The organism is Streptomyces sp. Wb2n-11, assembly GCF_001049855.1.
Lineage (GTDB): Bacteria > Actinomycetota > Actinomycetes > Streptomycetales > Streptomycetaceae > Streptomyces > Streptomyces altiplanensis.
This window is the reverse complement of the sequence record NZ_CVPB01000001.1, coordinates 6,202,578-6,227,507: the sequence shown is the minus strand read 5'-3', so window position 1 is coordinate 6,227,507 and position 24,930 is coordinate 6,202,578. Positions and strand designations below refer to the sequence as shown.

At 71.9% G+C, this 24,930-nt stretch carries 24 protein-coding genes, 4 pseudogenes and 1 riboswitch; of the genes and pseudogenes, 17 read left to right on the top strand and 11 right to left on the bottom strand.

Annotated elements, in window-relative coordinates; all coding sequences use genetic code 11:
* From BN1555_RS28470 to BN1555_RS28455, 4 genes are all read right to left on the bottom strand, one after another.
* The gene (locus BN1555_RS28470) at positions 1-1,722 is read right to left on the bottom strand and encodes an urease subunit alpha (RefSeq protein ID WP_093802030.1); all 1,722 of its coding nucleotides are present in this window, start codon (positions 1,720-1,722) and stop codon (positions 1-3) included.
* Entirely contained in the window at positions 1,715-2,026 is a 312-nt protein-coding gene (locus BN1555_RS28465; protein ID WP_093802029.1) for an urease subunit beta, read from the bottom strand. The genes BN1555_RS28470 and BN1555_RS28465 overlap by 8 nt, the downstream gene beginning before the upstream one ends.
* A 16-nt stretch (positions 2,027-2,042) precedes the next feature.
* A complete protein-coding gene (locus BN1555_RS28460; protein WP_093803703.1) occupies positions 2,043-2,345 on the bottom strand; it encodes an urease subunit gamma in 303 nt (100 codons plus the stop codon).
* A 363-nt stretch (positions 2,346-2,708) separates the two neighbouring features.
* On the bottom strand, positions 2,709-2,993 hold the full coding sequence (locus BN1555_RS28455) for a type II toxin-antitoxin system Phd/YefM family antitoxin (RefSeq protein WP_093802028.1): 285 nt from the start codon (positions 2,991-2,993) through the stop codon (positions 2,709-2,711).
* A gap of 62 nt (positions 2,994-3,055) precedes the next feature.
* On the opposite strand from BN1555_RS28455, the gene BN1555_RS28450 reads away from it, so the two are divergent.
* From BN1555_RS28450 to BN1555_RS28435, 4 genes are all read left to right on the top strand, one after another.
* A complete protein-coding gene (locus BN1555_RS28450; protein ID WP_093802027.1) occupies positions 3,056-3,709 on the top strand; it encodes an ATP-dependent Clp protease proteolytic subunit in 654 nt (217 codons plus the stop codon).
* 8 nt (positions 3,710-3,717) lie between these two features.
* Positions 3,718-4,026 carry a hypothetical protein gene (locus BN1555_RS28445; protein WP_093802026.1) on the top strand — a complete coding sequence of 103 codons (309 nt, stop codon included), beginning with the start codon at positions 3,718-3,720 and terminating at the stop codon, positions 4,024-4,026.
* A gap of 314 nt (positions 4,027-4,340) precedes the next feature.
* Positions 4,341-4,523: riboswitch (cyclic di-AMP (ydaO/yuaA leader) on the top strand.
* Between the two features lie 3 nt (positions 4,524-4,526).
* On the top strand, positions 4,527-5,000 hold the full coding sequence (locus tag BN1555_RS28440; RefSeq protein ID WP_093802025.1) for a C40 family peptidase: 474 nt from the start codon (positions 4,527-4,529) through the stop codon (positions 4,998-5,000).
* A 60-nt stretch (positions 5,001-5,060) separates the two neighbouring features.
* Positions 5,061-5,396, top strand: coding sequence for a VOC family protein (locus tag BN1555_RS28435; protein WP_093802024.1), 336 nt, complete (start codon positions 5,061-5,063; stop codon positions 5,394-5,396).
* Between the two features lie 96 nt (positions 5,397-5,492).
* Here the strand turns inward: BN1555_RS28435 and BN1555_RS28430 are convergent, their stop codons facing one another.
* A complete protein-coding gene (locus tag BN1555_RS28430; RefSeq protein ID WP_093802023.1) occupies positions 5,493-6,149 on the bottom strand; it encodes a LysE family translocator in 657 nt (218 codons plus the stop codon).
* An 87-nt stretch (positions 6,150-6,236) separates the two neighbouring features.
* Here BN1555_RS28430 and BN1555_RS28425 point away from each other — a divergent pair, with 87 nt between their 5' ends.
* Positions 6,237-7,151, top strand: coding sequence for a LysR family transcriptional regulator (locus tag BN1555_RS28425; RefSeq protein ID WP_093802022.1), 915 nt, complete (start codon positions 6,237-6,239; stop codon positions 7,149-7,151).
* 3 nt (positions 7,152-7,154) lie between these two features.
* Here the strand turns inward: BN1555_RS28425 and BN1555_RS28420 are convergent, their stop codons facing one another.
* Positions 7,155-7,586 (bottom strand): ATP-binding protein, encoded by a 432-nt coding sequence (locus BN1555_RS28420; protein ID WP_093802021.1) that lies wholly within the window; start codon positions 7,584-7,586, stop codon positions 7,155-7,157.
* Between the two features lie 378 nt (positions 7,587-7,964).
* Entirely contained in the window at positions 7,965-9,122 is a 1,158-nt protein-coding gene (locus tag BN1555_RS28415; protein ID WP_093802020.1) for an 8-amino-7-oxononanoate synthase, read from the bottom strand.
* A gap of 144 nt (positions 9,123-9,266) precedes the next feature.
* Between BN1555_RS28415 and bioB the strand changes: the two are divergent.
* The 4 genes and pseudogenes from bioB to BN1555_RS28395 form a co-directional block, all read left to right on the top strand.
* Positions 9,267-10,402 (top strand): annotated as a pseudogene (bioB, locus tag BN1555_RS28410) (biotin synthase BioB).
* Entirely contained in the window at positions 10,395-11,690 is a 1,296-nt protein-coding gene (locus BN1555_RS28405) for an adenosylmethionine--8-amino-7-oxononanoate transaminase (protein WP_093802019.1), read from the top strand. The pseudogene bioB and the gene BN1555_RS28405 overlap by 8 nt, the downstream one beginning before the upstream one ends.
* Before the next feature lie 125 nt (positions 11,691-11,815).
* A pseudogene (gene bioD / locus BN1555_RS28400) lies at positions 11,816-12,507 on the top strand (dethiobiotin synthase).
* 85 nt (positions 12,508-12,592) lie between these two features.
* A pseudogene (locus BN1555_RS28395) lies at positions 12,593-13,063 on the top strand (class I SAM-dependent methyltransferase); the annotation flags it as partial.
* A 30-nt stretch (positions 13,064-13,093) separates the two neighbouring features.
* Here BN1555_RS28395 and BN1555_RS28390 read toward each other — a convergent pair.
* Positions 13,094-13,465, bottom strand: a complete 372-nt coding sequence (locus BN1555_RS28390) for a fic family toxin-antitoxin system, toxin component (RefSeq protein WP_093802017.1) — start codon at positions 13,463-13,465, stop codon at positions 13,094-13,096.
* On the bottom strand, positions 13,462-13,689 hold the full coding sequence (locus tag BN1555_RS28385; protein WP_093802016.1) for an antitoxin: 228 nt from the start codon (positions 13,687-13,689) through the stop codon (positions 13,462-13,464). The genes BN1555_RS28390 and BN1555_RS28385 overlap by 4 nt, the downstream gene beginning before the upstream one ends.
* Positions 13,690-13,785: 96 nt before the next feature.
* Here BN1555_RS28385 and BN1555_RS28380 point away from each other — a divergent pair, with 96 nt between their 5' ends.
* The 7 genes and pseudogenes from BN1555_RS28380 to BN1555_RS28350 all read left to right on the top strand — a co-directional run bounded on the left by BN1555_RS28380 (position 13,786) and on the right by BN1555_RS28350 (position 21,018).
* Positions 13,786-14,211 carry a GNAT family N-acetyltransferase gene (locus tag BN1555_RS28380; RefSeq protein WP_093802015.1) on the top strand — a complete coding sequence of 142 codons (426 nt, stop codon included), beginning with the start codon at positions 13,786-13,788 and terminating at the stop codon, positions 14,209-14,211.
* A 157-nt stretch (positions 14,212-14,368) separates the two neighbouring features.
* A pseudogene (locus BN1555_RS28375) lies at positions 14,369-15,747 on the top strand (hemolysin family protein).
* On the top strand, positions 15,744-16,769 hold the full coding sequence (locus tag BN1555_RS28370; protein WP_093802014.1) for a hemolysin family protein: 1,026 nt from the start codon (positions 15,744-15,746) through the stop codon (positions 16,767-16,769). Before BN1555_RS28375 ends, BN1555_RS28370 begins: the two are co-directional and overlap by 4 nt.
* Positions 16,770-16,847: 78 nt before the next feature.
* Positions 16,848-17,627, top strand: coding sequence for an SGNH/GDSL hydrolase family protein (locus BN1555_RS28365; RefSeq protein WP_093802013.1), 780 nt, complete (start codon positions 16,848-16,850; stop codon positions 17,625-17,627).
* A gap of 81 nt (positions 17,628-17,708) precedes the next feature.
* Entirely contained in the window at positions 17,709-19,151 is a 1,443-nt protein-coding gene (gene purB / locus BN1555_RS28360; protein ID WP_093802012.1) for an adenylosuccinate lyase, read from the top strand.
* Between the two features lie 10 nt (positions 19,152-19,161).
* Positions 19,162-19,725 carry a G/U mismatch-specific DNA glycosylase gene (mug, locus tag BN1555_RS28355; protein ID WP_093802011.1) on the top strand — a complete coding sequence of 188 codons (564 nt, stop codon included), beginning with the start codon at positions 19,162-19,164 and terminating at the stop codon, positions 19,723-19,725.
* 135 nt (positions 19,726-19,860) lie between these two features.
* Positions 19,861-21,018 carry an ROK family transcriptional regulator gene (locus tag BN1555_RS28350; RefSeq protein WP_093802010.1) on the top strand — a complete coding sequence of 386 codons (1,158 nt, stop codon included), beginning with the start codon at positions 19,861-19,863 and terminating at the stop codon, positions 21,016-21,018.
* Positions 21,019-21,070: 52 nt separating this feature from the next.
* Here the strand turns inward: BN1555_RS28350 and BN1555_RS28345 are convergent, their stop codons facing one another.
* Positions 21,071-21,841, bottom strand: a complete 771-nt coding sequence (locus BN1555_RS28345; protein WP_093802009.1) for a GntR family transcriptional regulator — start codon at positions 21,839-21,841, stop codon at positions 21,071-21,073.
* A gap of 136 nt (positions 21,842-21,977) precedes the next feature.
* Positions 21,978-22,859, bottom strand: coding sequence for an RNA polymerase sigma-70 factor (locus BN1555_RS28340; RefSeq protein WP_093803702.1), 882 nt, complete (start codon positions 22,857-22,859; stop codon positions 21,978-21,980).
* Between the two features lie 283 nt (positions 22,860-23,142).
* Here BN1555_RS28340 and BN1555_RS28335 point away from each other — a divergent pair, with 283 nt between their 5' ends.
* A complete protein-coding gene (locus BN1555_RS28335) occupies positions 23,143-24,771 on the top strand; it encodes an alkaline phosphatase D family protein (protein WP_093802008.1) in 1,629 nt (542 codons plus the stop codon).
* The last annotated feature ends 159 nt before the right edge of the window (positions 24,772-24,930 follow it).

Here is a 24,930-nt window from a genome sequence, read left to right as displayed (position 1 = left end):
TCAGAAGAGGAAGTAACGCTGGGCCATGGGCAGTTCCGCGGCCGGCGCCGGCTCGACCGCGTCGCCGTCGATCGTCACCGTGAAGGTGTCCGGGTCGACCTCGACGCGCGGGAGGGCGTCGTTCTCGCGCATGTCGGCCTTGGTGACCCGCCGCGTGTTCCTGATGGGTACGAACCGCTTGCCGAGGCCCAGGCGTTCCGGCAGCCCGTCCTCGATCGCCGCCTCGGCGACGAAGTTGAACGAATTGGCGGCGGGGGCCCTGCCGAGCGCGCCGAACATCGGCCGGGGCAGCACCGGCTGCGGGGTCGGGATGGAGGCGTTGGCGTCGCCCATCTGCGCGTACGCGATCTGCCCGCCCTTGATGACGAGCTGCGGCTTGACACCGAAGAAGGCGGGGTCCCACAGCACGAGGTCGGCGAGCTTCCCGCTCTCGACGGAGCCGATCTCGTGGTCGAGACCCTGCGCGACGGCCGGATTGATCGTGTACTTGGCGACATAGCGACGCGCACGGTGGTTGTCGGCGCGTCCGTCGCCCGGCAGCGCTCCCCGGCGCTTCCTCATGACGTGCGCGGTCTGCCAGGTGCGCAGCGCGACCTCGCCGACACGGCCCATCGCCTGCGAGTCGGAGGAGATGATCGAGATGGCGCCGAGGTCGTGGAGGATGTCCTCGGCCGCGATGGTCGAGGGCCGGATCCGGGACTCGGCGAAGGCCAGGTCCTCCGGCACGGCCGGGTTGAGGTGGTGGCAGACCATCAGCATGTCGAGGTGTTCCTCGATCGTGTTGACGGTGTGCGGCCGGGTCGGGTTGGTGGAGCTGGGCAGGACGTGCGGCTCGGAGACGACCGTGATGATGTCCGGCGCGTGCCCGCCGCCCGCACCCTCGGTGTGGTACGCGTGGATGGTGCGCCCGGCGATGGCGGCGAGGGTGTCGCCGACGAACCCGGCCTCGTTCAGCGTGTCGGTGTGGATGGCGAGCTGGGCGCCCGTCTCCTCGCACACGCCGAGGCAGGCGTCGATGACGGCGGGCGTCGCGCCCCAGTCCTCGTGGATCTTGAATCCCAGTGCGCCGCCCCTGAGTTGGGCGTGCATCGCCTCGCGCGACATCGTGTTGCCCTTGCCGAGCAGTCCGATGTTGACGGGGTAGTGCTCCAGCGCCTCGAACATCCGGGCCAGGTGCCAGCCGCCGGGCGTGACGGTGGTGGCCTTGGTGCCCTCGGCGGGCCCGGTGCCGCCGCCGACGAGCGTGGTGATCCCGGAGGAGAGCGCTTGCTCGACGACGGTCGGAGAGATGAAGTGGACGTGCGCGTCGATGGTACCGGCGGTGAGGATTTTGCCATTGCCCGCGATGATCTCGGTCTCGGGCCCGATGACCAGGTCGGGGTGCACGCCGTCCATGGTGTCGGGGTTGCCGGCCTTGCCGATGCCGGTGATCCGCCCGTCGCGCAGGCCGATGTCGGCCTTGACGACGCCCCAGTGGTCGAGGATCACCGCGCCGGTGACGACGGTGTCGGGTGCGCCGTCGGCCCGGGCCGTACGGGCCTGGCCCATGGACTCGCGGATCACCTTGCCGCCCCCGAACACCGCCTCGTCGCCGGCGCGTCCGGGTCCGCCGCAGCGGTCCTCCTCGATTTCGATCAGCAGGTCGGTGTCGGCGAGCCGGATGCGGTCGCCGGTGGTGGGGCCGAACAGGTCGGCGTACACAGGGCGCAGGAGCTCAGGCATCGAGGGCACCTCCGGTCTCCCCGCGCAGACCGGCGACGATGCGCCGGCCTCCGACGGGGACGAGTTCGACGTCGACGGGGATGCCGGGCTCGAAGCGCACGGCGGTGCCCGCGGCGATGTTCAGCCGCAGGCCGCGGGCGGCGGCGCGGTCGAAGTAGAGACCGGGGTTGGCCTCGGCGAAGTGGTAGTGGGAGCCGACCTGGACGGGCCGGTCGGCGGCGTTCAGGACGGTGAGGCGGGCGACGGGCAGGCCGTCGTTGAGAGCGACGGGGGCGTCGGCGTACAGGATTTCTCCGGGGATCATCGGCTGCCGTTCCCCGTCAGGCGATCGGCTCGTGGACGGTGACGAGCTTGGTGCCGTCCGGGAAGGTCGCCTCGACCTGTACGTCGTGGATCATCTCCGGGATGCCCTCCATGACGTCGTCACGGGTGAGCACCTTGCGGCCCGACGACATGAGTTCGGCGACGCTGCGGCCGTCGCGGGCGCCTTCGAGGATGTGCGAGGTGATGAGGGCGATCGTTTCGGGGTGATTGAGTTTCACGCCGCGTGCGCGTCGTTTCTCCGCCACGTCCGCCGCCACATGGATGAGCAGTCTTTCCTGCTCGTGCGGGGTCAGTTGCACGCGTGCCACCTCCAGTTGTACCGCCGCGCCGCCCGTACGGGGGCAGACGGAGTCCAGCGCGTCTGCGAGGCCGAGGGGGTACGGAACCACGGCTTCCACCTCGGGCGCAGCGGGACCATATCCAACTTCAACACTCTGTTGACCTGCGTTTTCCGGCCGTGCGGCCAGACATTGCACGTTAGAGCGGAAGTTTTTCCAACGCGTTAACTGGGCCTTTGCGCGTCCATGGTCATCAGCGCGTTCAGCCCGCCCCCGCCCACGGGGCCGAGGCCCGCACCGCGGCCGGGGGCCACGTCGTACACAGCGCCGCGGCGGTCACACCCGCGGGGCCGGGGCCGCGCACGGCCCCGGCCGTGCGCGGCGTCAGCCGCCGGGGGTTTCGCCGCGGTGCTCGGCGGCGATTCCGAAGCGGCGCCGTTCGCCCGGAGCGGACGGTGCCGAGCCGATCGCGGAGACCGAGCTGACGACCGGGTCCTCGGCCGCCTCCTGCTGCTCACCTTCAAGTCGTGCCAGGTCAGCGGCGGAAACCAGCGCCACCAGCGGCTTCCCGTGCCGCGTCACGACCACCCGCTCGCCGCCGTACACGACGCGGTTGATCAGCTCCGCCAGCTCTGCCCGGGCTTGCGTCACCGGAATCTCGTAGGCCATGCTCCCCATAGTACGAGCTGTACGTCCTGTACATTTTTTACAGAGGCTTCGGAGGCACCGCCATGAACCGATCCACCGCCCGCAGCACCTACAGCGCCCGCTACGTACTGCCCGAGTTCACCGAGCGCACCGACACCGGGACCCGCACGGTCGATCCGTACGCGAAACTGCTCGCGGAGCGGATCGTCTTCCTGGGAACGGCCGTCGACGACGCCGCGGCCAACGACGTGACGGCGCAGTTCATGTACCTCGAACACGCCGCCCCCGACCGGACCATCTCGCTCTACATCAACTCCCCCGGCGGCTCGCACACCGCGATGTCCGCGATCTACGACACCATCCAGTTCGTGTGCTGCGACGTGGAGACGATCTGCCTGGGCCAGGCCGCCGCCTCCGCCGCCGTACTGCTCGCGGCCGGCACGCCGGGCAAGCGCCTCGCCCTGCCGGGCGCCCGGATGCTGCTCAGCCAGCCGTCCACCGACCGGCCCGTACGCGGCCGGCCTTCGGACCTGGAGATCGAGGCGCGGGAGCTGACGCGCATGCGGCAGACGCTCACTCAACTGCTCGCACTGCACACCGGCCAGAGCGCGGAGCGCGTCGACGACGACATCGAGCGCGACAAGGTGCTCACGGCCGAGGCCGCGATGGCGTACGGCCTGGTGGACCACGTCGTGCAGAGCCGCAAGGCCGCGCCCGCCTCCCCGGCTCCGAGGTGAACCCGCGCATGCTGCCGCCCGAACTGCCGCCGCTGCCCGCACTGACGCGCGCCGAGTGCGAGTTCGTCGACCGCTATCTCGAAGTGCTCGATCTGATGGGACGGATCAACCCCGCACGCGGCACCGACACCTATGGCGCGCTGCGGGCCGCCCAGGCGCTCGCCGGGAAGGCCGCCGGACTGCGGGACGCTCTCGCCCTGATGCACGAGCGGGGCGAGACGCGCGTGCACGCCGCCACGCTCACGCGGGCCCTGCGCGTGCTCGACGGGGAGCGGCGGGCGGACCGGGTCACCCTGCCAGCCGCGTCCGCGAGTTGAGGAACACGCGGTCGGCTCCCCCCATTGGCGTACGAGAGGAACTCACTCAAAAGGCGTAGGAAATACCTGAACAGCGGTATGACCCCGCTTGCGCAACACACCTGCACGTTTGGCGGAATTGGACATTCCGCCGCTGGTACGGCGGTCGTCGGACACCGGCGCCCGGTGCCGAAAACACCCCTGTCCACCCGAACGGGTCAGCGGTGATCAGCCTCACAAAATGCCGTTTCGGCTCGGAAATCCGGCCGTTCATGAGTCAAGATCCCTGGGACGACAAGCCCCCGCCACCGCGGCGGGGCGGTCCGGGCGGACGCTGAGTCCTGCCGCCGCTCCGGATGACTGGTCGACAGGAGTGCATCGGCAGGAGTGGAGGACCCAAGCAGTACGGGGTGGCCGGAGACGGTCGTCCCTCGGGGTGAAGCCGCACACCGCGGCCGGGCATCTTCGCCTGTCCGAACCCGACAGGTCATCCTTCACAGGCGGCTGACGAAGGGTTGCGCATGACCGCGCACAAGAATGTTCCGTCCGTGCTGTCCCGGGCCGGAGCCGCTTCGGCTCTCACCCTCGCCGCGATCGGCGCCACGATGCTGGCGCCCGGTGCCGTCACCGAGGCGCAGGCCGCATCGCATTCGACGAAGGCGCTCAACGTCGCCGCGTCGAAGAAGGGGGCCCCGTACAAGTACGGGGCGGCGGGCCCGAGCCGGTTCGACTGCTCAGGGCTGACGCTCTATTCGTACAAGAAGGCCGGCAAGAGCCTGCCACGCACCGCCCAGTCCCAGTACAACAAGACCCGGCACATCTCCGCCTCCAGCCGTCAGCGCGGAGACCTGGTCTTCTTCCACTCCGGGCGGAACGTCTACCACGTGGGCATCTACGCCGGGAGCGGCAAGATCTGGCACTCGCCCAAGTCCGGCTCCGTGGTGAAGCTGGAGAAGATCTGGTCCAAGAGCGTCTGGTACGGCCGCGTGCGCTGATATTTCCCTGCCGGCTGCCGGCTGCCGGTCCGGGGAGATACGTTCCCTACCAGGACCTTCCTGAATCCGGTACGTCACACCACCTTCGACGCCCACGACCCGTACGCGATCGCCGAGTTCTGGTCCCGCCTGACCGGTTACAAGCTGCTGGACGAGCCGGGTGACGACGAGGTGCTGATCGATCCGGAGCGGCCCGGTGTGCCCGGACTGCTGTTCATACGGGTTCCCGGGGACGAGGCCGGCAAGAAGCGCGTTCACCTCGACATCCAGCCGCCGCACGGTACGCGGGATGCCGAGGTGGAGCGGCTCGGCGCGCTCGGTGCGCGGATCGTCGACGACCGCCGCACCGAGGACGGCCGGGGCTGGGTCGTCATGGCCGACCCCGAGGGCAACTAATTCTGCGTGGAGCGCGGCGCGGAGGAGATCAAGCCCGTCTGACGCGGCGGTGCGGGCGGTGGGCCGACACCGCGGTGCGGGCGGTGGGCGGGCGCGTTACACGGTGGCCGCCGCCACCGGGCCTGTCAGCAGGACCACTCCCAGTACGGTGAGCGCGGTCCCGCTGACCGCTTCCACGGCGCGGACCGCGCCCGGCCGCCGCAGCCACCTGCCGAGCCCGTCCACGAGCAGGGCCACGGCGGGGAACCACAGCAGTGCGAGAACGACGACGACGGTGGCGAGCAGCAGCGTCCTGGGCAGCGGCTGCTGGTCCGCCGGGACGAACTGGGGCAGCAGGCTGAGGAAGAGCACCGGCGCCTTGGGGTTGAGCGCGTTGGTGAGGAAGCCCCGGCGCAGACTGCGGCCGATGCCGCGGGCCGCGGTCGCCGTCGGTCCGCCGGGCTCGGGCTCCGGCCCCTTCCGCGTCGCCGGGCGCAGCGCGGACCTCAGTGCCCGGCAGCCGAGGTGGAGGAGGTAGGCCCCACCGAGCAGTTGGACCGTGCGAAAGAGCGCCGGTACGGCGACGAGTACGGCCGCCAGTCCCGCCACGGCCAGCGCCGTGTGGACGAGGAGCCCGCCCGCGACACCCACCGCGCAGGCGACCCCGTCCCGGCGGGAGACGAGCGCGTTGCGTACGACGACGGTGAAATCCGCGCCGGGCATGGCGACCATGCCGGCGGCGACGCCCGTGAAGGCGACCAGTTGTGCGTCCATGCCCCTCAGCCTGGACCTTCCGGGGCTTCAGCATGTACTTGTGATCTTCTGGGTCTGCCTGAAGAAACGCTTAAGGGGGGAGGGCCGGTGTACGACCCGACGCGGCTCGCGGCGTTGGTGGCGGTCGCCGAGGCCGGCTCGATCACCCGCGCCGCCGCGCGGCTCGGTTACACCGCGCCCGCCTTGTCCCAGCAGCTGGCCAAGCTGGAGCGGGAGGCGGGGGCGGCCCTGCTGGTGCGTCACCACCGCGGTGCCCGCCTGACGGCCGCGGGCGAACTGCTGGCGGCGCGGGCCCGCCGCGTACTCGACGAGATGGACCGGGCGCGGCACGAACTGGCGCGGCTCGCGGGCCTGTCCGGCGGGCAGTTGCGTGTCGGTACGTTCACCACGGCCGGCATCCACCTGCTGCCGCCCGTGCTCAGCGCCTTCCGCCGCGCCCACCCCGACGTGGAGCTCGCGGTCGCCGACTACGAACCGCCGGACGGTGTCTCGGCCGTGGCGTCCGGCGCGGTCGACCTGGCGCTGACACACGCGTACGAGCCCGCGCCGGCCGTGCCGATGCCTCCCGGCGTGGCGGCGGACCCCCTGCTCCACGAGGAGCTCGTCCTGGTGACGGCACCGGGGCACGCGCTGGCCACGGGCTCGGGGCGGCTGCCGGTCGCCGAACTCGCCGGACAGCCGCTGATCAGCAGTGCGCCCTCGCATCCGCCCCGGCAGGCAGTGGAGGCGGCGCTGGCCGCGGCGGGGGCGACACCGGCGGTCGTGTGCGAGTCGCCCGGTTACGCGCTGGTGTGCGCGCTGGTCAGCGCGGGGCTCGGGGTGGCCGTGGTGCCCGAGATGGTCGCCGCGACGGCGATGACGCCGGTGGGCGTACGGTCGCTGGAACCGGCCGGGCTGCGACGCACGATCTCGGTGGCGTACCGGCCCGGTGAGGCGAGCCCGGCGGCGGACACCCTGCGCGCGCTGCTGCGCGGTGCCTTCGGCCGGGCCTGTGCGGTCTGAGCCCTACTGCTGGACGGGTACGGTCCAGGGCAGGGCGATCCACACGGTCTTGCCGCCGTCCCCGGTGGGCTGGACGAACACCCGTCCGCCGTACTCGGCGGTGAGCCAGCGGATGATCACCATGCCGCGCCCGTTGTCCTGCTGGACGGCGGCGAGCAGCCGTTTCGGCCAGCGCGGGTGACTGTCGGTGACGCCGATGCGCAGCTGCTCGTCCCGCTCCAGCTGTACGTCCACGGTGAACGTCGGCGACTGCCCGAAGGTGTGCTGAACGGCGTTGGTCGCAAGTTCCGAAACGATCAGCCGGACGGTATCGGCGGCGTCGGATCCCGGGGGCATGCCCCATTCGCCGAGAATCTCCGCGACATATCTCCTGGCCGCGGAAACCGAGGCTGGCTCGCTCGGCAGAGTGACGGATACTTCCTGGTGGTCTGCCATGGCGACGCTGTCCCTTTCCCACCGGGGCCGGACTCCGACTCGTAGCGGATGAACTTCGAGGACGGCCTCGGACTGTGCTCCGCGCCAGAGTGCCACTCACAGTGCCGCTACCGGGCGTGATCCTCCGAGATACGCAGATGTCTGTCGCTCGAAGCGGTGAACTCTGCTGCGCGGTGGTCCGTTTGACCCAGGCCTTGTGCAAAGTCGTGGAGAAGCCGTGAAGGCCGCGTCGCGAGACGGCGCTCATCCGCCTTGATTCGCGGGCGAGTTCGGCCGGCCGACCGTCGGCAGGGGACAGCGGTTGCGGAAGCTGCCGCCGACGCCGGAATTCCCCCACGCAGATCTCCGGACCCCGTCCGGTGAATTGGCCGCCGGCTCTCAGAAGGCGGTGGTGGGCGCGGTCCGCACGACCGTGTCCACCGCCTCCACCATCTGCCGGCCCGTCAGGTCAGCCCGCGCGGTCAGCCTGAGCCGGGAGATCCCGTCCGGCACCGAAGGGGGCCGGAAACAGCCCACCACGAGACCGGCCGCCCGGCAGTCGGCCGCCCACCGCACCGCCGCCTCCGGCGAGGGTGCCAGGACCGACACCACGGCGGCGTCCGGGCGTACGGCGCTCAGGCCGGCGTCCGTCAGTCCGCGGTGCAGCGAGAGGGCGACGCTCCGGGCCCTGCCCGCCAGCTCCGGTTCACGGCGCAGCAGCCGTACGCTCGCCAGCGCCGCGCCCGCGGCGGCCGGCGCCAGTCCGGTGTCGAAGATGAACGTACGGGCCGTGTTGACGAGGTGATCGATGACACGGGCCGGGCCGAGGACCGCTCCGCCCTGACTGCCGAGCGACTTCGACAGGGTGAGGGTGGTGACGACGCCGTCCGCTCCCGCGAGGCCCGCCGCGTCCAGTGCGCCCCTGCCGCCGTCGCCCAGGACGCCGAGCCCGTGCGCGTCGTCGACGAGGAGGGCCGCTCCGTACGCACGGCAGGCCGCCGCCAGTTCCGGCAGGGGCGCCGCGTCGCCGTCCACCGAGAACACCGAGTCGGTGACGGCCAGGGCGCGGCCCTCGTGCGCGTCGAGCGCCTTGCGTACGGCGTCGGGGTCGGCGTGCGGCACCACCGCGGTCGTGGCGCGCGCGAGCCGGCAGCCGTCGACGATCGAGGCGTGGTTGAGGGCGTCGGACACGATCAGCGCACCGTGACCGGTGAGCGCGGTGAGAGCGGCGAGGTTGGCGGCGTAACCGGAGGAGAGGACGAGGGCCGCCTCGAATCCGCAGAAGTCGGCCAGTTCCCGTTCCAGTTCGGCGTGCAGCCGCGTGGAGCCGGTGACGAGCCGCGACCCGGTGGCGCCCGCGCCCCAGAGGCGGGCGGCCTCCGCGGCGGCGGAGGTGATCTCCGGGCGGCGGGTGAGGCCGAGGTAGTCGTTGCTCGCGAGGTCGAGCAGAGCGGACTCGGCAGGTCGCGGGCGCAGGGTCCTGACGAGTCCGGCCGTGGCGCGCACCGCCGCCTGCTCCTCGATCCAGCCGAACGGGTCGAACGGTCCCTGGGGCATGAGTGAGTCCCTTTTTGTAGGCAGCGAACAGACACTAGCCGGGGTCATGCGCGGTCAGGGTGTGGCAATACCCACACCTCGTCGGACCTCTCTTGTGCGGTTCCTCCCTGGCGGCAGGCTGCGCCGTAGGCCAGGATCGGCGCCATGGACCTGCTGAACACACTGGTGGAGAAAGGGTTGCGGCGTGAGCTGCCGACCCGCGAAGAAGCGCTCGCCGTGCTGGCGACGTCCGACGACGAGCTGCTCGATGTGGTGGCCGCGGCCGGAAAGGTACGCCGTCAGTGGTTCGGACGGCGGGTGAAACTGAACTACCTCGTCAACCTCAAGTCGGGTCTGTGCCCCGAGGACTGTTCGTACTGCTCGCAACGGCTCGGCTCCAAGGCCGGGATCCTCAAGTACACCTGGCTGAAGCCCGACGAGGCGTCCAGGGCGGCGGCCGCGGGGGTCGCCGGCGGCGCGAAGCGGGTGTGCCTGGTCGCGAGCGGGCGCGGGCCGACGGACAAGGACGTCGACCGGGTCTCGAAGACGATCGAGGCGATCAAGGACCAGAACGAGGACGTCGAGGTGTGCGCCTGCCTCGGGCTGCTGTCCGACGGGCAGGCGGAGCGGCTGCGGGCGGCGGGCGCCGACGCGTACAACCACAACCTGAACACGTCCGAGGCGACGTACGGCGCCATCACCACCACCCACACCTACGCCGACCGCGTGGAAACCGTCCAGCAGGCGCAGGCCGCGGGCATGTCCGCGTGCTCCGGGCTGATCGCGGCATGGGCGAGAGCGACGCCGATCTGGTGGACGTCGTCTTCGCGCTGCGCGAGCTGGACCCGGACTCGGTGCCGGTGAACTTCCTGATCCCGTTCGAGGGGACGCCGCTCGCCAAGGAGTGGAACCTCACCCCGCAGCGGGCGCTGCGCATCCTCGCGATGGTGCGGTTCGTCTGCCCGGACGTGGAGGTGCGGCTCGCGGGCGGGCGCGAGGTGCACCTGCGCACCATGCAGCCGCTCGCGCTGCACCTGGCCAACTCGATCTTCCTCGGCGACTACCTGACCAGTGAGGGCCAGGCCGGACAGGCCGACCTGGAGATGATCGCCGACGCCGGTTTCGAGGTGGAGGGGGCGGACACGACGACGCTGCCGGAGCGCCGGGGCGGTGGCGGCTGCGCGTCGGCCTGTGGCGAGCCGGCGGCCGAAGCGGACGCACCGGAGATCCCGGCCGCCCGTACGGACCTGGTGTCGGTACGCCGTCGGGGCGCCGGGACGGACCTCGCGCCCAATGCCTGAGCCGCTCTCCCCCGCCGAGCTGCTCCGGCTCGACCGGGAGCACGTCTGGCATCCGTACGGCCCGATGCCGGGCCGGGCCGAGCCGCTGCTGGTGGAGTCCGCGTCCGGCGTCCGGCTGCGGCTCGCGCGGGCCGCCCACGGCCAGGACGAGCTGATCGACGGCATGTCGTCCTGGTGGTCGGCGGTCCACGGCTACAACCACCCGGTCCTCAACGAGGCGGCGCGCGGTCAGCTCGACCGGATGAGCCACGTGATGTTCGGCGGGCTCACCCATGAGCCCGCCGTGCGCCTGGCCGCCAAGCTGGTGGAAATCACTCCGGAACCGCTGCGCCATGTCTTCCTGGCCGACTCCGGGTCGGTGTCGGTCGAGGTCGCGGTCAAGATGTGCCTCCAGTACTGGCGTTCGGCCGGCCGTCCCGGCAAGCAGCGGCTGCTGACCTGGCGCGGCGGCTACCACGGGGACACCTGGCAGCCGATGTCGGTGTGCGACCCCGAGGGCGGGATGCACGAGCTGTGGCAGGGGGCGCTGCCGCGCCAGGTCTTCGCGGACGCGCCGCCGGCCGGGTACGACGCGGCGTACGCCGACCACCTGCGCGCGCTGATCGCCCGTCACGCCGGTGAACTGGCCGCGGTGATCGTGGAGCCGGTGGTGCAGGGCGCGGGCGGGATGCGTTTCCACTCCCCCGCGTACCTGCGGGTGCTGCGGGAGGCCTGCGACGCGCACGACGTGCTGCTGGTCTTCGACGAGATCGCGACGGGTTTCGGCCGTACGGGAACCCTTTTCGCCTCGGAGCACGCGTCCGTCTCACCCGATGTCCTGTGCCTCGGCAAGGCGCTGACCGGTGGTTACCTGACGATGGCGGCGACGCTGTGCACGTCCGGGGTGGCCGACGGCATCTCGCGCGGCGAGGTACCGGTCCTGGCCCACGGTCCGACGTTCATGGGCAACCCGCTGGCGTCGGCGGTGGCGTGCGCCTCGGTCGACCTGCTGCTCGGCCAGGACTGGCAGGGCGAGGTCAAGCGCGTCGAAGCGGGCCTGGGCGAAGGGCTGGCGGAGACGGCGCGGCTGCCGGGGGTGCGGGACGTGCGGGTGCTGGGGGCGATCGGCGTCGTACAGCTGGACCGTGAGGTCGACATGGCGGCGGCGACGGAGGCGGCGGTACGGGAGGGCGTGTGGCTGCGCCCGTTCCGTGACCTGATCTACACGATGCCGCCGTACGTGACGAACGACGAGGACCTGGCCCGCATCTGCCGGGCGGTGCGGGCGGCGGCCTCGGCCGGCGCATGAGCAGGTCTTCCCCCCCCTCTGCCCGCCCCTCCCCGCACCCGGGATCCCGCCCCGGTTCAGGAGGGGACGGACAGGCGGGAGCCCCCGCCCGGGCACGGACGAACTACTACGCAGGAGCACAACCCATGACCGTCATCGTCGTCAGCGGCACCGGCACCGAGATCGGGAAGACCGTCGTCACGGCGGCCCTCGCAGCCGCCGCCCGCGCTCAGGGACGTACCGTCGCCGTGCTCAAGCCCGCACAGACCGGACTCGCGCACGGGGAGCCGGGGGACGCCGACGAAGTCGTGCGGCTCGCGGGCGAGGCGGTCACGGGGGTCGAACTCACGCGGTTCCCCGAGCCGTTGGCGCCCGCGACGGCCGCCCGCCGCGCCGGTCTGCCCCCGTACGGCCGCACGACGTCGCCACGGCGGCCGCCAAGCTCGCCGTGGAGTACGACCTCGTGCTCGTCGAAGGCGCCGGCGGCCTCCTCGTCCGCTTCGACGACGACGGCGCCACCCTCGCCGACGCCGCCCGCCTGCTCGAAGCACCCGTACTCGTCGTCACCCCGGCCGCCCTCGGGACGCTCAACTCGACCGCGCTGACCGCCGAGGCCCTGCGCGCCCGCGGGATCGAGATGCTCGGAGTCGTCGTCGGCAGCTGGCCCGCAGACCCCGGCCTCGCCGAGCGGTGCAATCTGACGGACCTCCCCGAGGCCGCGGGGGCGCCCCTGCTCGGCGTCGTCCCCGAGGGCGCGGGGGCCCTGGATCCCGTCGAATTCCGCAGCCGCGCCACGGCGTGGCTCGCGCCCCGGCTCGGCGGCACCTGGCGCCCGTAAACCCTTACGGTCGTCGTCATGCGAGCACGTATCGACGAGATCGTCTTCGACTGCGCGGATCCGGCCGCACTGGTCCGGTTCTGGCGAACCGGAGCGCAGCCTGCGGCAGCTGGCCGTGAAGGCGGCCCTGGACGCCGGCGTCCCGGTGGACGTGGTGCCGGGCGCCGCGGAGGCGCTGCCGGTCAGGAGCGAGGCGTTCGACGCGGCGGTGGTGTCGCTGGTGCTGTGCAGCGTGCGGGACGTCCCGCGCGCCCCGTCCGAGATCAGGCGCGTGCTGCGGCCGGGTGGCGAGCTGCGCTTCTTCGAGCACGGCCGGGGCGAGGGCCGGGCCATGGTGACGGCCCGGCGGGCGCTGGACCGCACCGTGTGGCCCCTGCTCTTCGGCGGGTGTCACACGGCGCGCGATCCGCTGGCGGGCATCGCGGCGGCGGGCTTCGACATCGGTGCCCACCGGCGGCCGTCCGTACCGGAGAAGGGACCGAAGCTGCCGTCGTCACCCCGCGTGCTGGGCGCGGCGCGCCGGCCCCCGGAGGGGACGGGACCGTCCGGCGGCTGAGGCCGCGCGGCCCGGCCGCGGCTCACCCCCTCACAGACTCCACCGGCGCAGCTCTTCGGCGATCGCGTGCACGTCCGCCTTGCCCTCCTTGACCAGCCTGGCCAGGTCCCTCACCTGTTCGGGCGAGGTCGCGATCTTCAGGCCGCAGGCGACGAGATAGCCGTACGCGACGGCCGAGGCGAACATCGCGTTGGAGCGTTCCAGCGCGGGCACCTGGAGGAGCAGCTGGAGCAGCGCGGCGGCGCGGGCCGGCGCGTCGCCGTAGACGGGGATGCCGAAGATCTCCGCCTCGTGCCGGGCCACGGCGGCGACGAGCGCGCCCCAGTCGACGACCTGCGGGTCTCCGGGGGTCTTGTGCTCGGCGACCATGAGGAGCCAGGCCAGGTCGATCCTGAGAGTCAACGCTTGCCTTCGCGCTCCGTGCCGAACTCTTCCGCGAACACCGATTCGTACTGCTTCATGAAGTCGGACGCGGCCTCGACGAAGGTGCGCCCCACCTCGCCCACGTCCTGTCTGACCAGCTCCTCGATGTAGCGGTTCACGCTCATCCCGCGCTGGAGGGCGCGCTGCCGGGCGGCCTCCGCGGTGGTCTCGTCCACGCGTACGTTCAGCTGGGTCTTCGCCACGCTTTCAAGCTAGCGCGGTGGCGCTAGCACCGGCAAGGGGTGTCCGGCATACGGAAAGCGGTCGACGCGGCGGTTCCCGGGTGCTGGGATGACGCCATGGACGATCTTCGAATACGGGCCGCGGATCCCGGCGACCTCGACGCGGTACTGGCCTTCTGGAAGGAAGCCGCCGAGGGGACGAGCATCAGCGACGACCGCGCGGGCGTCGAGCGGCTCGTCGCCCGGGACCCCGGTTCGCTGCTCCTCGCGGAACTCGGCGGCGAGCTCGTCGGCACGGTCGTCGCGGGCTTCGACGGCTGGCGCTGCCACCTGTACCGGCTGGCCGTGCACCGGGACCGGCGGCGGCGCGGCATCGGCTCCGCGCTGCTCGCGGCGGCTGAGGAGCGGTTCGTGGAGCTGGGCGGGCGGCGCGGCGACGCGATGGTCCTCACACGCAACGAGCGCGCGCACCACGCCTGGCGCGCCGCGGGCTACGCCCCGGAGCCGCAGTGGCAGCGGTGGGTCAAGCCGCTCGCGGACTGACTTCTGCCCCAGTTTGCTGGTCCTTTACCATGGGCGGATCATTCATCCCCCTTTTTGAAAGGTGTGAGCGTCCGCCCATGGGCGAGCCTCCCAGTACCAGCAGTCGACATCGCGCACTCCTCCCCGCCCTGCCCGATCATGGGACGGAGGTGAACCGATGACCGAAGTGCTTCTGCTCGCCGTGGCCGTGCTGCTCTCGCTCGCCTGCGGAGCCTTCGTCGCAGCCGAGTTCTCGCTGACCACGATCGAGCGCGGAGACCTCGAACGGTCCGTGGAGCGCGGCGAACGGGGTGCGGCGAGCGCCCTCAAGGCCGTACGCAGCCTCACGTTCCAGCTCTCCGGCGCCCAGCTCGGCATCACCGTCACCAACCTCCTCGTCGGCATGCTCGCCGAGCCTTCCATCGGCAAGCTGATCCGCGGCCCGCTCGAAGACGTCGGCCTCCCCCGCTCGACGTCCTCGTCGGTGGCTCTGGTCATCGGTACGGCCCTGTCCACCGTCGTCCTGATGGTCGTCGGCGAGCTGGTGCCCAAGAACTGGGCGATCTCGTCACCACTGGCCGTGGCCAGGGTGGTCGCCGCCCCGCAACGGATGTTCAGCGTGGCCTTCCGCCCGCTCATCAGCCACCTCAACGGTTCGGCGAACCGGATCGTGCGGCGCCTGGGCATGGAACCGGCCGAGGAGCTGGCCTCCGCCCGCAGCCCGCAGGAGCTTGTCGCCCTGGCGCGGCACTCCGCGCGGGAGGGCGCGCTGGAGGCCGACACGGCGGAGCTGTTCGTACGAACCCTCAATCTGGCCGAACTGACCGCGGAGAACGTGATGACCCCGCGCGTGCAGGTCACCGCGCTCGACGTGCAGGCCACCGCGGAGGACGTCGCGAACGCCACCCGCGCGACCGGCCTGTCCCGCTTCCCCGTCTACCGGGGCAGCCTCGACTCGGTCGTCGGCATCGTGCACATCAAGGACGTGCTGACCGTGCCCGCCGGACGCAGGCCGTCGCATCCCGTCTCCCCCTGCTGCGCGAGCCCCTGCTCGTACCGGAGACGCTGACCGTGGACCGGCTCCTCGACCGGCTGTCGGGCAAGCGCACCATGGCCGTCGTCATCGACGAGTACGGCGGCACGGCGGGTGTCGTGACGCTGGAGGACATCGTCGAGGAGGTCGTCGGGGAAGTACGCGACGAGCACGACCCGCACGAGACGCCGGACCTCGCCCCGGCGGGCGAGGACGCCGACGGGCGGACGCTGTGGTCGGCGGACGGCGCGGCCAGGACGGACCAGCTGGAGCGGGTCGGACTGCGACTGCACGACGGCCCGTACGAGACGCTCGCCGGGCTGATCGCCAGTGAGCTGGGCCGCATCCCGGTCGTGGGCGACCGCATCGAACTGGCCGGATGGCAGCTGGACGTGGTGGACGCGGCGGGCCGCCGCGCGGCGCGCGTGCTGCTGCACGCCCCGCCGCCCGGGGAAGAAGAGGCCGCGGGCTCCTACGGCTCCGCCGGATCCACTCGTTCCGGGGAAAGGGAGGCCGGGCGATGACCGCGGTCCAACTGCTCATCGGCCTGCTCACGCTGGTCGTCAACGCCTTCTTCGTCGGCGCGGAGTTCGCGCTGATCTCCGTACGCCGCAGTCAGATCGAGCCGGAGGCCGAGCGCGGGAACCGGCGGGCGCACAGCGTCCTGTGGGGCCTCGAACACGTCTCGGCGCTGCTCGCGGCGGCCCAGCTGGGCATCACGCTGTGCACCCTGGTGCTGGGTGTGGTCGCCGAGCCGGCCATCGCGCACCTGCTGGAGCCGGTCTTCCACGCCCTCGGTGTGCCGGACGGGCTGACGCACCTCGTCTCGTTCGTCATCGCGCTCGCCGTGGCGACGTACCTGCACATGCTCTTCGGCGAGATGGTGCCGAAGAACATCGCGCTGGCCGAGCCGGTGCGGGCCGCGCTGCTGCTGGGGCCGCCGCTGGTGGCGCTGGCCCGCGCGTTGCGCCCGGTGATCTTCGCGATCAACGCCTTCGCCAACGCGCTGCTCAAGCTGTTGCGGGTGGAGGTCAAGAACGAGGTGTCCGCGACGTTCTCGGACGACGAACTGGCGCGGCTGGTCACCGACGCGGGCGACGCCGGCCTGCTCGACGACCGCGCGGCCGAGCGGCTGCACGATGCCCTGGAGCTGGGCCGGCGCCCGGTGCGGGACGTGGTCATGCCGGTGGAGCGTGTGGTGTACGCCCAGGTGGGGACGACCCCGGAGGACCTGGAGCGGCTGTCGGCCGAGTCGGGTTTCTCCCGCTTCCCGGTGCTGGAGGGCCTGCGGATCCTGGGTTACCTGCACGTCAAGGACGCGTTGGACGCCGTACCGCGCGATGTGCCGTTCCCGGTGTCCGCGCTGCGGCCGATCGCCCGGGTGCGGGCTGCCGCACCGCTCGACGACGTACTGACGGCGATGCGGCGCAGCCGGACGCACCTGGCGGCGGTGCTGGACGAGGACGGCAGTCCGGCGGGGCTCGTCACCATGGAGGACGTACTGCGGGAACTGGTGGGCCGGCCGGACCAGAAGCAGCAGTCCTAGCCGCCGGCGCGGCCGGGGCGGCGAGGAGCGCCGCCCCGGCCGCGGTGGTGCGGACGGCCGGGATACGATCGCTCCGCCATGAAAATGAATGCTGTCTACACCAGTTTCGTCGCGGTCGGCGACTCGTTCACCGAGGGCATGTCGGACGCGTTGCCCGACGGCTCGTACCGCGGCTGGGCGGACCTGCTCGCCGCGCGGCTCGCGGCGAGCACACCGGGCTTCCAGTACGCCAATCTCGCCGTACGCGGAAAGCTGATCGGCCAGATCGTCGACGAGCAGGTCGATGTCGCGGCCGCCATGCGGCCGGACCTCGTGACGCTGGTGGGCGGGCTCAACGACACGCTGCGGCCGAAGGTCGACATGGGCAGGGTGTGCGGGCTCCTCGAAGAGGCCGCCGGGAAGCTGGCGCCGTCCTGCGGGCAGCTGGTGCTGATGCGCAGCCCCGGCCGGAACGGTCCGGTGATGGAGCGCTTCCGGCCGCGCATGGAGCAGCTGTTCGACTTCGTCGACGGCCTGGCGGCGCGGCACGGCGCCCTGGTGGTCGACCTGTACGGTGCTCCCGTGCTCGCCGACCCCCGGTTGTGGCACGTCGACCGGCTGCACCTCACGGCGGAGGGGCACCGGCGGGTCGCCGAGGCGGTGTGGCAGGCGCTCGGGCTCGCGGCGGAGGACGACTGGCGCTCGCCGCTGGCCCCGGGCGCGACTCCCGGCTGGGCGACCCGCCGCGGCAGCGACCTGCGGTTCGCGCGCGAGCACTTGGTGCCGTGGATCGGACGGCGCGTCACGGGACGGTCCTCGGGCGACGGGCGGCCGCCCAAGCGCCCGGAGCTGCTGCCGTACGACGGTCCCCTGCCGTAGCGCTCCCGCCCCTTCCTCGTAGCAAGCCACAAACGGGGGCGCGGCGCCGACCTGCAGGAACCGCCAGTAGAATCTGGTCACGTGACTGCTGCTCCTGCGAAGCCCCGCATCCCCAATGTCCTGGCCGGCCGCTACGCCTCCACGCAACTCGCCGTCCTGTGGTCCCCCGAGGAGAAGGTGAAGCTGGAGCGCCGACTGTGGCTCGCCGTGCTCCGCGCCCAGAAGGACCTCGGCATCGAGGTGCCGGACGAGGCCCTCTCCGACTACGAGCGTGTGCTCGACCAGGTCGACCTGGCGTCGATCGCCGAGCGCGAGAAGGTCACGCGCCACGACGTGAAGGCGCGGATCGAGGAGTTCAACGCGCTCGCGGGCCACGAGCAGGTCCACAAGGGCATGACGTCCCGCGACCTCACCGAAAACGTCGAGCAGCTTCAGATCCGGCTCTCGCTGGAGCTGATGCGCGACCGTACGGTCGCCGTGCTCGCCCGCCTCGGCAAGCTGTCCGCCGAGTACGCGGAGCTCGTCATGGCGGGCCGCTCGCACAACGTCGCGGCCCAGGCGACGACGCTCGGCAAGCGTTTCGCGACGGCGGCCGACGAGCTGCTGGTGGCGTACGGACGTCTTGAGGAGCTGCTGGGCCGCTACCCGCTGCGCGGGATCAAGGGCCCGGTCGGCACGGCCCAGGACATGCTCGACCTGCTGGGCGGTGACGCCGGCAAGCTGGCCGACCTGGAGCAGCGGATCGCCGCTCACCTCGGTTTCTCGCAGGCCTTCACCTCGGTGGGCCAGGTGTACCCGCGCTCGCTGGACTACGAGGTCGTCACCGCGCTGGTGCAGCTGGCGGGCGCACCGTCGTCGGTGGCGAAGACGATCCGGCTGATGGCCGGACACGAGCTGGTGACGGAGGGCTTCAAGCCCGGCCAGGTCGGCTCGTCCGCGATGCCGCACAAGATGAACACCCGCTCCTGCGAGCGTGTGAACGGCCTCATGGTGATCCTGCGCGGCTACGCCTCGATGACGGGCGAGCTGGCGGGCGACCAGTGGAACGAGGGCGACGTGTCCTGCTCGGTGGTGCGCCGTGTCGCGCTGCCCGACGCGTTCTTCGCCTTCGACGGCCTGCTGGAGACCTTCCTGACGGTGCTGGACGAGTTCGGTGCCTTCCCGGCGGTCGTCTCCCGCGAGCTGGACCGCTACCTCCCCTTCCTCGCCACCACCAAGGTGCTCATGGCTTCGGTACGGGCCGGGGTCGGCCGCGAGGTCGCGCACGAGGCGATCAAGGAGAACGCCGTCGCCTCCGCGCTGGCGATGCGCGAGCGGGGCGCCGAGCGCAACGAGCTGCTGGACAAGCTCGCGGCCGACGAGCGGATCCCGCTGGACCGGGCTCGGCTGGACGAGCTGATGGCCGACAAGCTGTCCTTCACCGGTGCGGCGGCGCAGCAGGTCGGGGCCGTGGTCTCCCGTATCGAGGAGATCGCCAAGCAGCACCCCGACGCCGCCGCGTACACCCCCGGATCGATCCTCTGATCCGCACGCCATGACGCCCGAAGAACTCCTGGCCGCCCGCGACCGCCTCGTTCCCGATGTGGTCGCGGGCGGTCTGCGGGTGCTTTTCTGCGGCATCAACCCGGGGCTGATGTCGGCCGCGACGGGCCACCACTTCGCCCGCCCCGGCAACCGTTTCTGGCCGGTGCTGCACCTCTCGGGCTTCACGCCCCGGCAGCTGAAGCCGTCGGAGCAGGACGAGCTCCTGTCCTACGGTCTGGGCATCACCAACGTGGTGGCCAGGGCGAGCGCGCGGGCCGACGAGATCAGTGACGAGGAGTTCCGCGAGGGCGGACGGCTCCTGACGGCGAAGGTCGAACTGCTGCGGCCGAAGTGGCTCGCGGTGGTCGGCATCACCGCCTACCGCACGGCGTTCGGTGAGAAGAAAGCGGTGATCGGACCGCAGGAGCGGACGATCGGCGGGACCCGGATCTGGGCCCTGCCCAACCCCAGCGGACTCAACGCCCACTGGACCGCGCAGACCATGGCCGAGGAGTACGCCAGACTGCGGGCCGCGTCGCACGACGACGGCCGGGAGCCCGAAGCCACCCGGTAGGCACGGAAGACCTCCGGCCCTCCGGCGTACCGCTGGGGCGCTGCGGAGGCCGCACACCGCCGGACCGCCCTCGCCGCTCCTCCGACCAGCGAGTACGATCCGGCAGAACAAGCGCGCGAGCTGGGAGGGCACACCGTGGGGCGGCTGACCGGCGGAGATCCCTCACTGCTGCGGCGGATCAATTCCGCCGTGGTGCTGCACGCTCTGCGGGGCGCCGGCTCCCCCACCCTCACCGACCTGACCCGCATCACGGGCCTCTCCCGGCCGACGGTCGAGGGTGTGGTCGAAGGGCTCATGGAGACCGGGCTCGTCGTCGAGGCCCCGGCCGAGGACGGCGAGACGCGGCGGCAGGGGCGGCCCGCGCGGAGGTTCCGGTTCCGGGCCGAGGCGGGGCACTTGCTGGGCGTCGAGATCGGCCCGCACCGCATCGCCGCCCTGCTGTCCGGCCTCGACGGCCGTGTCATCGGCGCGGGCTCCCGCGAGGTGTCCGAGACCGCCTCGGCGGACGAGCGGCTCGACCGGGTACGCGCCATGGTCGCCGACGTACTGCGCCGCGCCGGGGTCGCCCGCAGCTCGCTGCGCGCCGTCGGCGTCGGCTCACCCGGCATCGTGGAGGCCGACGGAACCGTACGGCTGGGCACGGCCCTCCCGGAGTGGACCGGGCTGCCCCTCGGTGAGCGGCTCCGCCGTTCCTTCCGCTGCCCCGTACTGGTGGAGAACGACGCCAACGCGGCGGCGGTCGCCGAGCACTGGAAGGGCGCCGCCGTCGACTCCGACGACATCGTGTTCGTCCTGGCCGGGCTGAGTCCCGGCGCGGGTTCACTGATCGGCGGCCGGCTGCACCGCGGATACGGGGGCGCGGCCGGCGAGATCGGAGCGCTGCACCTGCTGGGCCGCGAGGTCACGCCGGAGACGCTGCTGTCGACGACGGACGAGCCGCTGCTCCCGCTGGACGAGCAGGCGGTGGCCACGGTCTTCCGGCGCGCCAGACAGGGCGACCCGGGGGCGCAGGAGGCCGTCGAGAGGTTCATCCAGCGGCTGGTGCACGACGTGGCGGCGCTGGTCCTGGCGCTCGACCCCGAGCTGGTCGTGGTCGGCGGGTGGGCGGCCGGCATCGACGGCGTACTGGAGCCGCTGCGCGGCCAGTTGGCGCGCTACTGCCTGCGTCCGCCGCGGGTGGCGCTGTCACTGCTCGGTGAGGCGGCGGTGGCGACCGGTGCGCTGCGCCTGGCCCTCGACCATGTCGAGGAACAGCTCTTCGCCGTCGAGGGAACGGTGACGGCCCGCCGCTGAGTCGCGACGGGCCGTACCGCAAGCACTCCAAGTGCCGTAAAGGCGGGTGGGATCAGGAGGCCCTGCGCTCCTGCGTGTGGTGGCTTACCTCCACGTCGCCCGAGTCGCCGAAGGTGAGCCGGCAGGTGTCCGCCCGGTAGGTGGCCACGGAGACCGCGGCGGTCCTGCCCTCGGCGAAGTAACGCGTGGTGACGACGAGGACGGGCGCACCGGGCAGCCGGTCGAGTTCCTTCGCGTCGTCCGCGCGGGCCGAACCGAGCTCGACGGCACGGTCCTGGCCGTCCATCGCGAGGCGCTGCAGCTCCCGGAGCACACTGCGCGCGCGGGCCGCGCCCGAGGGCGCTTCGATGGCCGCGAGATCCGGTACGGACGCGTCCGGTACGTACAGCAGTTCGGCTGCGACCGGCTGGCCGTTCGTCACCCGGATCCGGCGCACCACGTGCACCTCGTCCTCGGCATCGAAGTCCTCGTCGAGCATGCGGGCCACCGCGACGGGGGGCACGGCGCTCGTGCAGTCGACCGGCTGCCAGGCGTCGCCGGCCGCGCCCGGCCATCCGTGCCGCGAGGTGCCGACGTCCACACCCACGCGCGGCGGGGCGACCGTGGTGCCCACGCCGCGACGGCGCTGCAGGCGGCCTTCCAGCTCGAGCTGTTCGAGGGCCTGGCGGAGCGTGGCGCGCGCGACGCCGAAGCGCGAGGCGAGTTCACGCTCGTTGGGCAGGATCTCCCCGACCGCGAAATCGGAGTCGAGTGCCTCGCTGAGCACGGTCTTGAGGTGCCAGTACTTCGGCTCCGGCACCGTTTCGAGCTGCGTGGTCCCCACCCTGATCCTCCGCAATCAGCCTGTCCCCGGCGAGTTTCCGCGCCCTTGTTTATTAAAGGTTCCTGCACTAACTCTGCGACCATAAGTCCGTGGCCCCCCTTGGTCAAGACCAATCGGCGCGGGACAGGCGTCGCTTCTACGGGGCGATCGCGGTGAGCTTGTCGGGGTTGCGGACGATGTAGACGCACTGGATGAGGCCGTCCGCGACGTCCAGCTGGAGGACCGCGTCGGGCTTCGAGCCGGACAGGACCAGCAGGGCCGGCCCGCCGTTGAGCTCCAGGAAGCGGAACTCGCTCTCGGCGACCGGCTGCTTGGCCGCGACGAACAGGAAGCGCCCCACCTTGTCGGCGCTCTCCATGACGCGCAGCGGCGCCTTGGCCTTGCCGCCGCTGTCACCGACGAGCCGGACGTCCGGCGCGAGCAGTGCGAGCAACGCGTCGAGGTCGCCTCCCGACGCCGCCGCGAGGAACCGTTCGGTGAGGTCGCGGCGTTCGGCCGGGTCCACGTCGAACCGCGGCCTGCGTTCCGCCACATGCCGCCGGGCGCGCCCCGAGAGCTGCCGTACGGCCGATTCCGAGCGTTCCAGGGTGGCTGCGATTTCTCCGTACGGGAAGCCGAAAGCCTCCCGCAGGACGAACACCGCGCGCTCCAGCGGGGAGAGCGACTCGAGAACGACGAGAACCGCGAGCGAGACGGAGTCGGCGAGCACCGCGCGCTGCGCGGTGTCCTCGACGGTCGCGCCGTAGTCCGTCACGAGCGGCTCGGGCAGCCACGGCCCGACGTACGCCTCACGCCGGGCCTGTACGTGGCGCAGCCGGTCGACGGCGAGCCGGGTGGTGATCCGCACCAGGTAGGCGCGCGGTTCGCGCACGTCCTCACGCGTCTGCGCGGACCAGCGCAGCCACGCCTCCTGCACGACGTCCTCGGCGTCGGCGACCCGGCCGAGCATCCGGTACGCCACTCCGGTCAGAACGGGCCGGTGCTCTTCGAAGACGTCAGTCACGGTGTCGGCGGTCACTCCCCCATCCCAGCCGACCGTTCCCGCCCTGTCCAGCATGACGCCGCTCGGCTCCGCCCGGCGGGAACGGGGCCGGGCGGCCTCGTGGGGGGCCGGGGCCCGGACAGCCCGGAACGTGCCGAACCGGTTCCCGGGAACGGTGGCCGGCTGTTCACTTGTGGTTCGTGTGGTTGCCGTGACCGGGCATTAGGCATGGCCTCACACGTCGGAGTGTCCGCAGGGTGGACACTCCGACGTGCAGTCCGATCCACAGAACGACCGAGCCGTCACTGGAGGCGCATCGATGCCGCACCGACCGCAGAGCCAGTCCCCCGACCGACGTTCCCTCCTGCGCGGCTCGCTGGCCGCCTCGGCCGCGCTCGCCCTGCCCGCCGTCGGTGCCACCGCCGTCGGCGCGGCCGCCGCGCCCGCCCAGGCGCTCTCCGGCCGGCCGCGCGCCGCGTGGGGCGTGCAGACGGGTGACGTCACCTCCTCGTCGGGTCTGGTGTGGGTACGGTCCGACCGCCCGGCCCGGATGATCGTGGAGACGTCCGCGACGGAGTCCTTCCGCCACTCCCGCAGATGGCACGGCCCCCTGCTCGGGCCCGGTACGGACTTCACGGGAACGACGCCGCTGCGTGGCCTGCCCCCGGGCGAGCAGGTGTACTACCGGGTGACCCTCGCCGATCCCGACGATCCCCGTCGCACCGGGGAACCGGTCCGGGGAACGTTCCGTACGGCGTCCGCGAAGCGGCGCGGGGGCGTGCGCTTCCTGTGGTCGGGTGACATCGCGGGGCAGGGGTGGGGCATCAACCCGGACATCGGCGGCTACCGGGTGTACGACGAGATGCGCCGCCTCGACCCGGACTTCTTCCTGTGCAGTGGCGACACCGTCTACGCGGACGGCGTGATCCAGCCGAGCGTGACGCTGCCCGACGGGCGCGTGTGGCGGAACATCACCACCCCGGAGAAGTCGAAGGTCGCCGAGACCCTGGACGAGTACCGCGGGAACTTCCGCTACAACCTGCTGGACGAGAACGCGCGCCGTTTCAACGCGCAGGTGCCCTCGATCGTGCAGTGGGACGATCACGAGGTACGCAACAACTGGTATCCGGGCCAGATCCTCGACGACGCCCGCTACACGGAGAAGAACATCGACGTACTGGCGGCGCGGTCGATGCGCGCGTTCAGCGAGTACTTCCCGATTTCGACGCTCCCCGCGCGCGGGGCGGGCGGAAAGGACGGGAGGCGCGGAAAGGACGGCGGCCGGGTCTACCGGGTGGTCGGGCAGGGCCCCCTGCTCGACGTCTTCGTCCTCGACATGCGGACGTACCGCAACGCCAACTCCCCCGGCCGGCAGCCCGACGACGCGACCGGCATCCTCGGCGCCGAGCAGCTCGCCTGGCTGAAGAAGGAGCTGTCGCGCTCCCGCGCGGTGTGGAAGGTGATCGCCTCCGACATGCCGCTGGGGATCGTCGTCCCGGACGGACCGGCCGACTTCGAGGCGGTCGCGCAGGGCGATCCTGGGGCGCCGCTGGGCAGGGAGCTCCAGATCGCGGAGCTCCTGCGCCACATCAAGCACGCCCGTATCACCGGCACGGTGTGGCTCACGGCGGACGTGCACTACACCTCCGCCCAGCACTACGATCCGTCCCGCGCGGCCTTCAAGGACTTCGCGCCCTTCTGGGAGTTCGTGTCCGGCCCGCTGGCCGCGGGCGGCTTCCCGTCGAGCCGGCTCGACGCCACCTTCGGGCCGGACCAGGTCTTCGTGAAGGCACCGGCCCGCGCCAACGTGTCGCCCATGGAGTCCCCGCAGTACTTCGGCGAGGTCGACATCGACGGCGGGAGCGGCGAGCTGACGGTGCGGTTGCGTGCCGAGGGCGGGACGGTGCTGTTCAGCAAGGTGCTGCAGCCCGGCCTCGTCGGCCAGTAGCCGGAGGAGCCGAGGCGCCGGAGAGGGGATCCGGGAATGCGGAGGGGCCGGCCTCCGTGACCGACATGGCTGAAAACGGCCGCTAAGCCCCAGAAGCACGCTTAACCCATCAGTCACAAAGCGTTCCTGATCACGCAACAACGGTCGGTCACAGTGGTG

Excerpts from the sequence above, each read along its gene's own strand:
- BN1555_RS28415 (WP_093802020.1), bottom strand. The coding sequence starts at position 9,122 with ATGCCCCAGGGACCGTTCGACCCGTTCGGCTGGATCGAGGAGCAGGCG.
- BN1555_RS28380 (WP_093802015.1), top strand. The coding sequence starts at position 13,786 with ATGGACGATCTTCGAATACGGGCCGCGGATCCCGGCGACCTCGACGCG.
- BN1555_RS28445 (WP_093802026.1), top strand. The coding sequence starts at position 3,718 with ATGCTGCCGCCCGAACTGCCGCCGCTGCCCGCACTGACGCGCGCCGAG.
- mug (WP_093802011.1), top strand. The coding sequence starts at position 19,162 with ATGACGCCCGAAGAACTCCTGGCCGCCCGCGACCGCCTCGTTCCCGAT.
- BN1555_RS28420 (WP_093802021.1), bottom strand. The coding sequence starts at position 7,586 with ATGGCAGACCACCAGGAAGTATCCGTCACTCTGCCGAGCGAGCCAGCC.
- BN1555_RS28470 (WP_093802030.1), bottom strand. The coding sequence starts at position 1,722 with ATGCCTGAGCTCCTGCGCCCTGTGTACGCCGACCTGTTCGGCCCCACC.
- BN1555_RS28465 (WP_093802029.1), bottom strand. The coding sequence starts at position 2,026 with ATGATCCCCGGAGAAATCCTGTACGCCGACGCCCCCGTCGCTCTCAAC.
- BN1555_RS28365 (WP_093802013.1), top strand. The coding sequence starts at position 16,848 with ATGAAAATGAATGCTGTCTACACCAGTTTCGTCGCGGTCGGCGACTCG.
- BN1555_RS28405 (WP_093802019.1), top strand. The coding sequence starts at position 10,395 with ATGCCTGAGCCGCTCTCCCCCGCCGAGCTGCTCCGGCTCGACCGGGAG.
- BN1555_RS28450 (WP_093802027.1), top strand. The coding sequence starts at position 3,056 with ATGAACCGATCCACCGCCCGCAGCACCTACAGCGCCCGCTACGTACTG.
- BN1555_RS28440 (WP_093802025.1), top strand. The coding sequence starts at position 4,527 with ATGACCGCGCACAAGAATGTTCCGTCCGTGCTGTCCCGGGCCGGAGCC.
- BN1555_RS28335 (WP_093802008.1), top strand. The coding sequence starts at position 23,143 with ATGCCGCACCGACCGCAGAGCCAGTCCCCCGACCGACGTTCCCTCCTG.
- BN1555_RS28430 (WP_093802023.1), bottom strand. The coding sequence starts at position 6,149 with ATGGACGCACAACTGGTCGCCTTCACGGGCGTCGCCGCCGGCATGGTC.
- BN1555_RS28455 (WP_093802028.1), bottom strand. The coding sequence starts at position 2,993 with ATGGCCTACGAGATTCCGGTGACGCAAGCCCGGGCAGAGCTGGCGGAG.
- BN1555_RS28370 (WP_093802014.1), top strand. The coding sequence starts at position 15,744 with ATGACCGCGGTCCAACTGCTCATCGGCCTGCTCACGCTGGTCGTCAAC.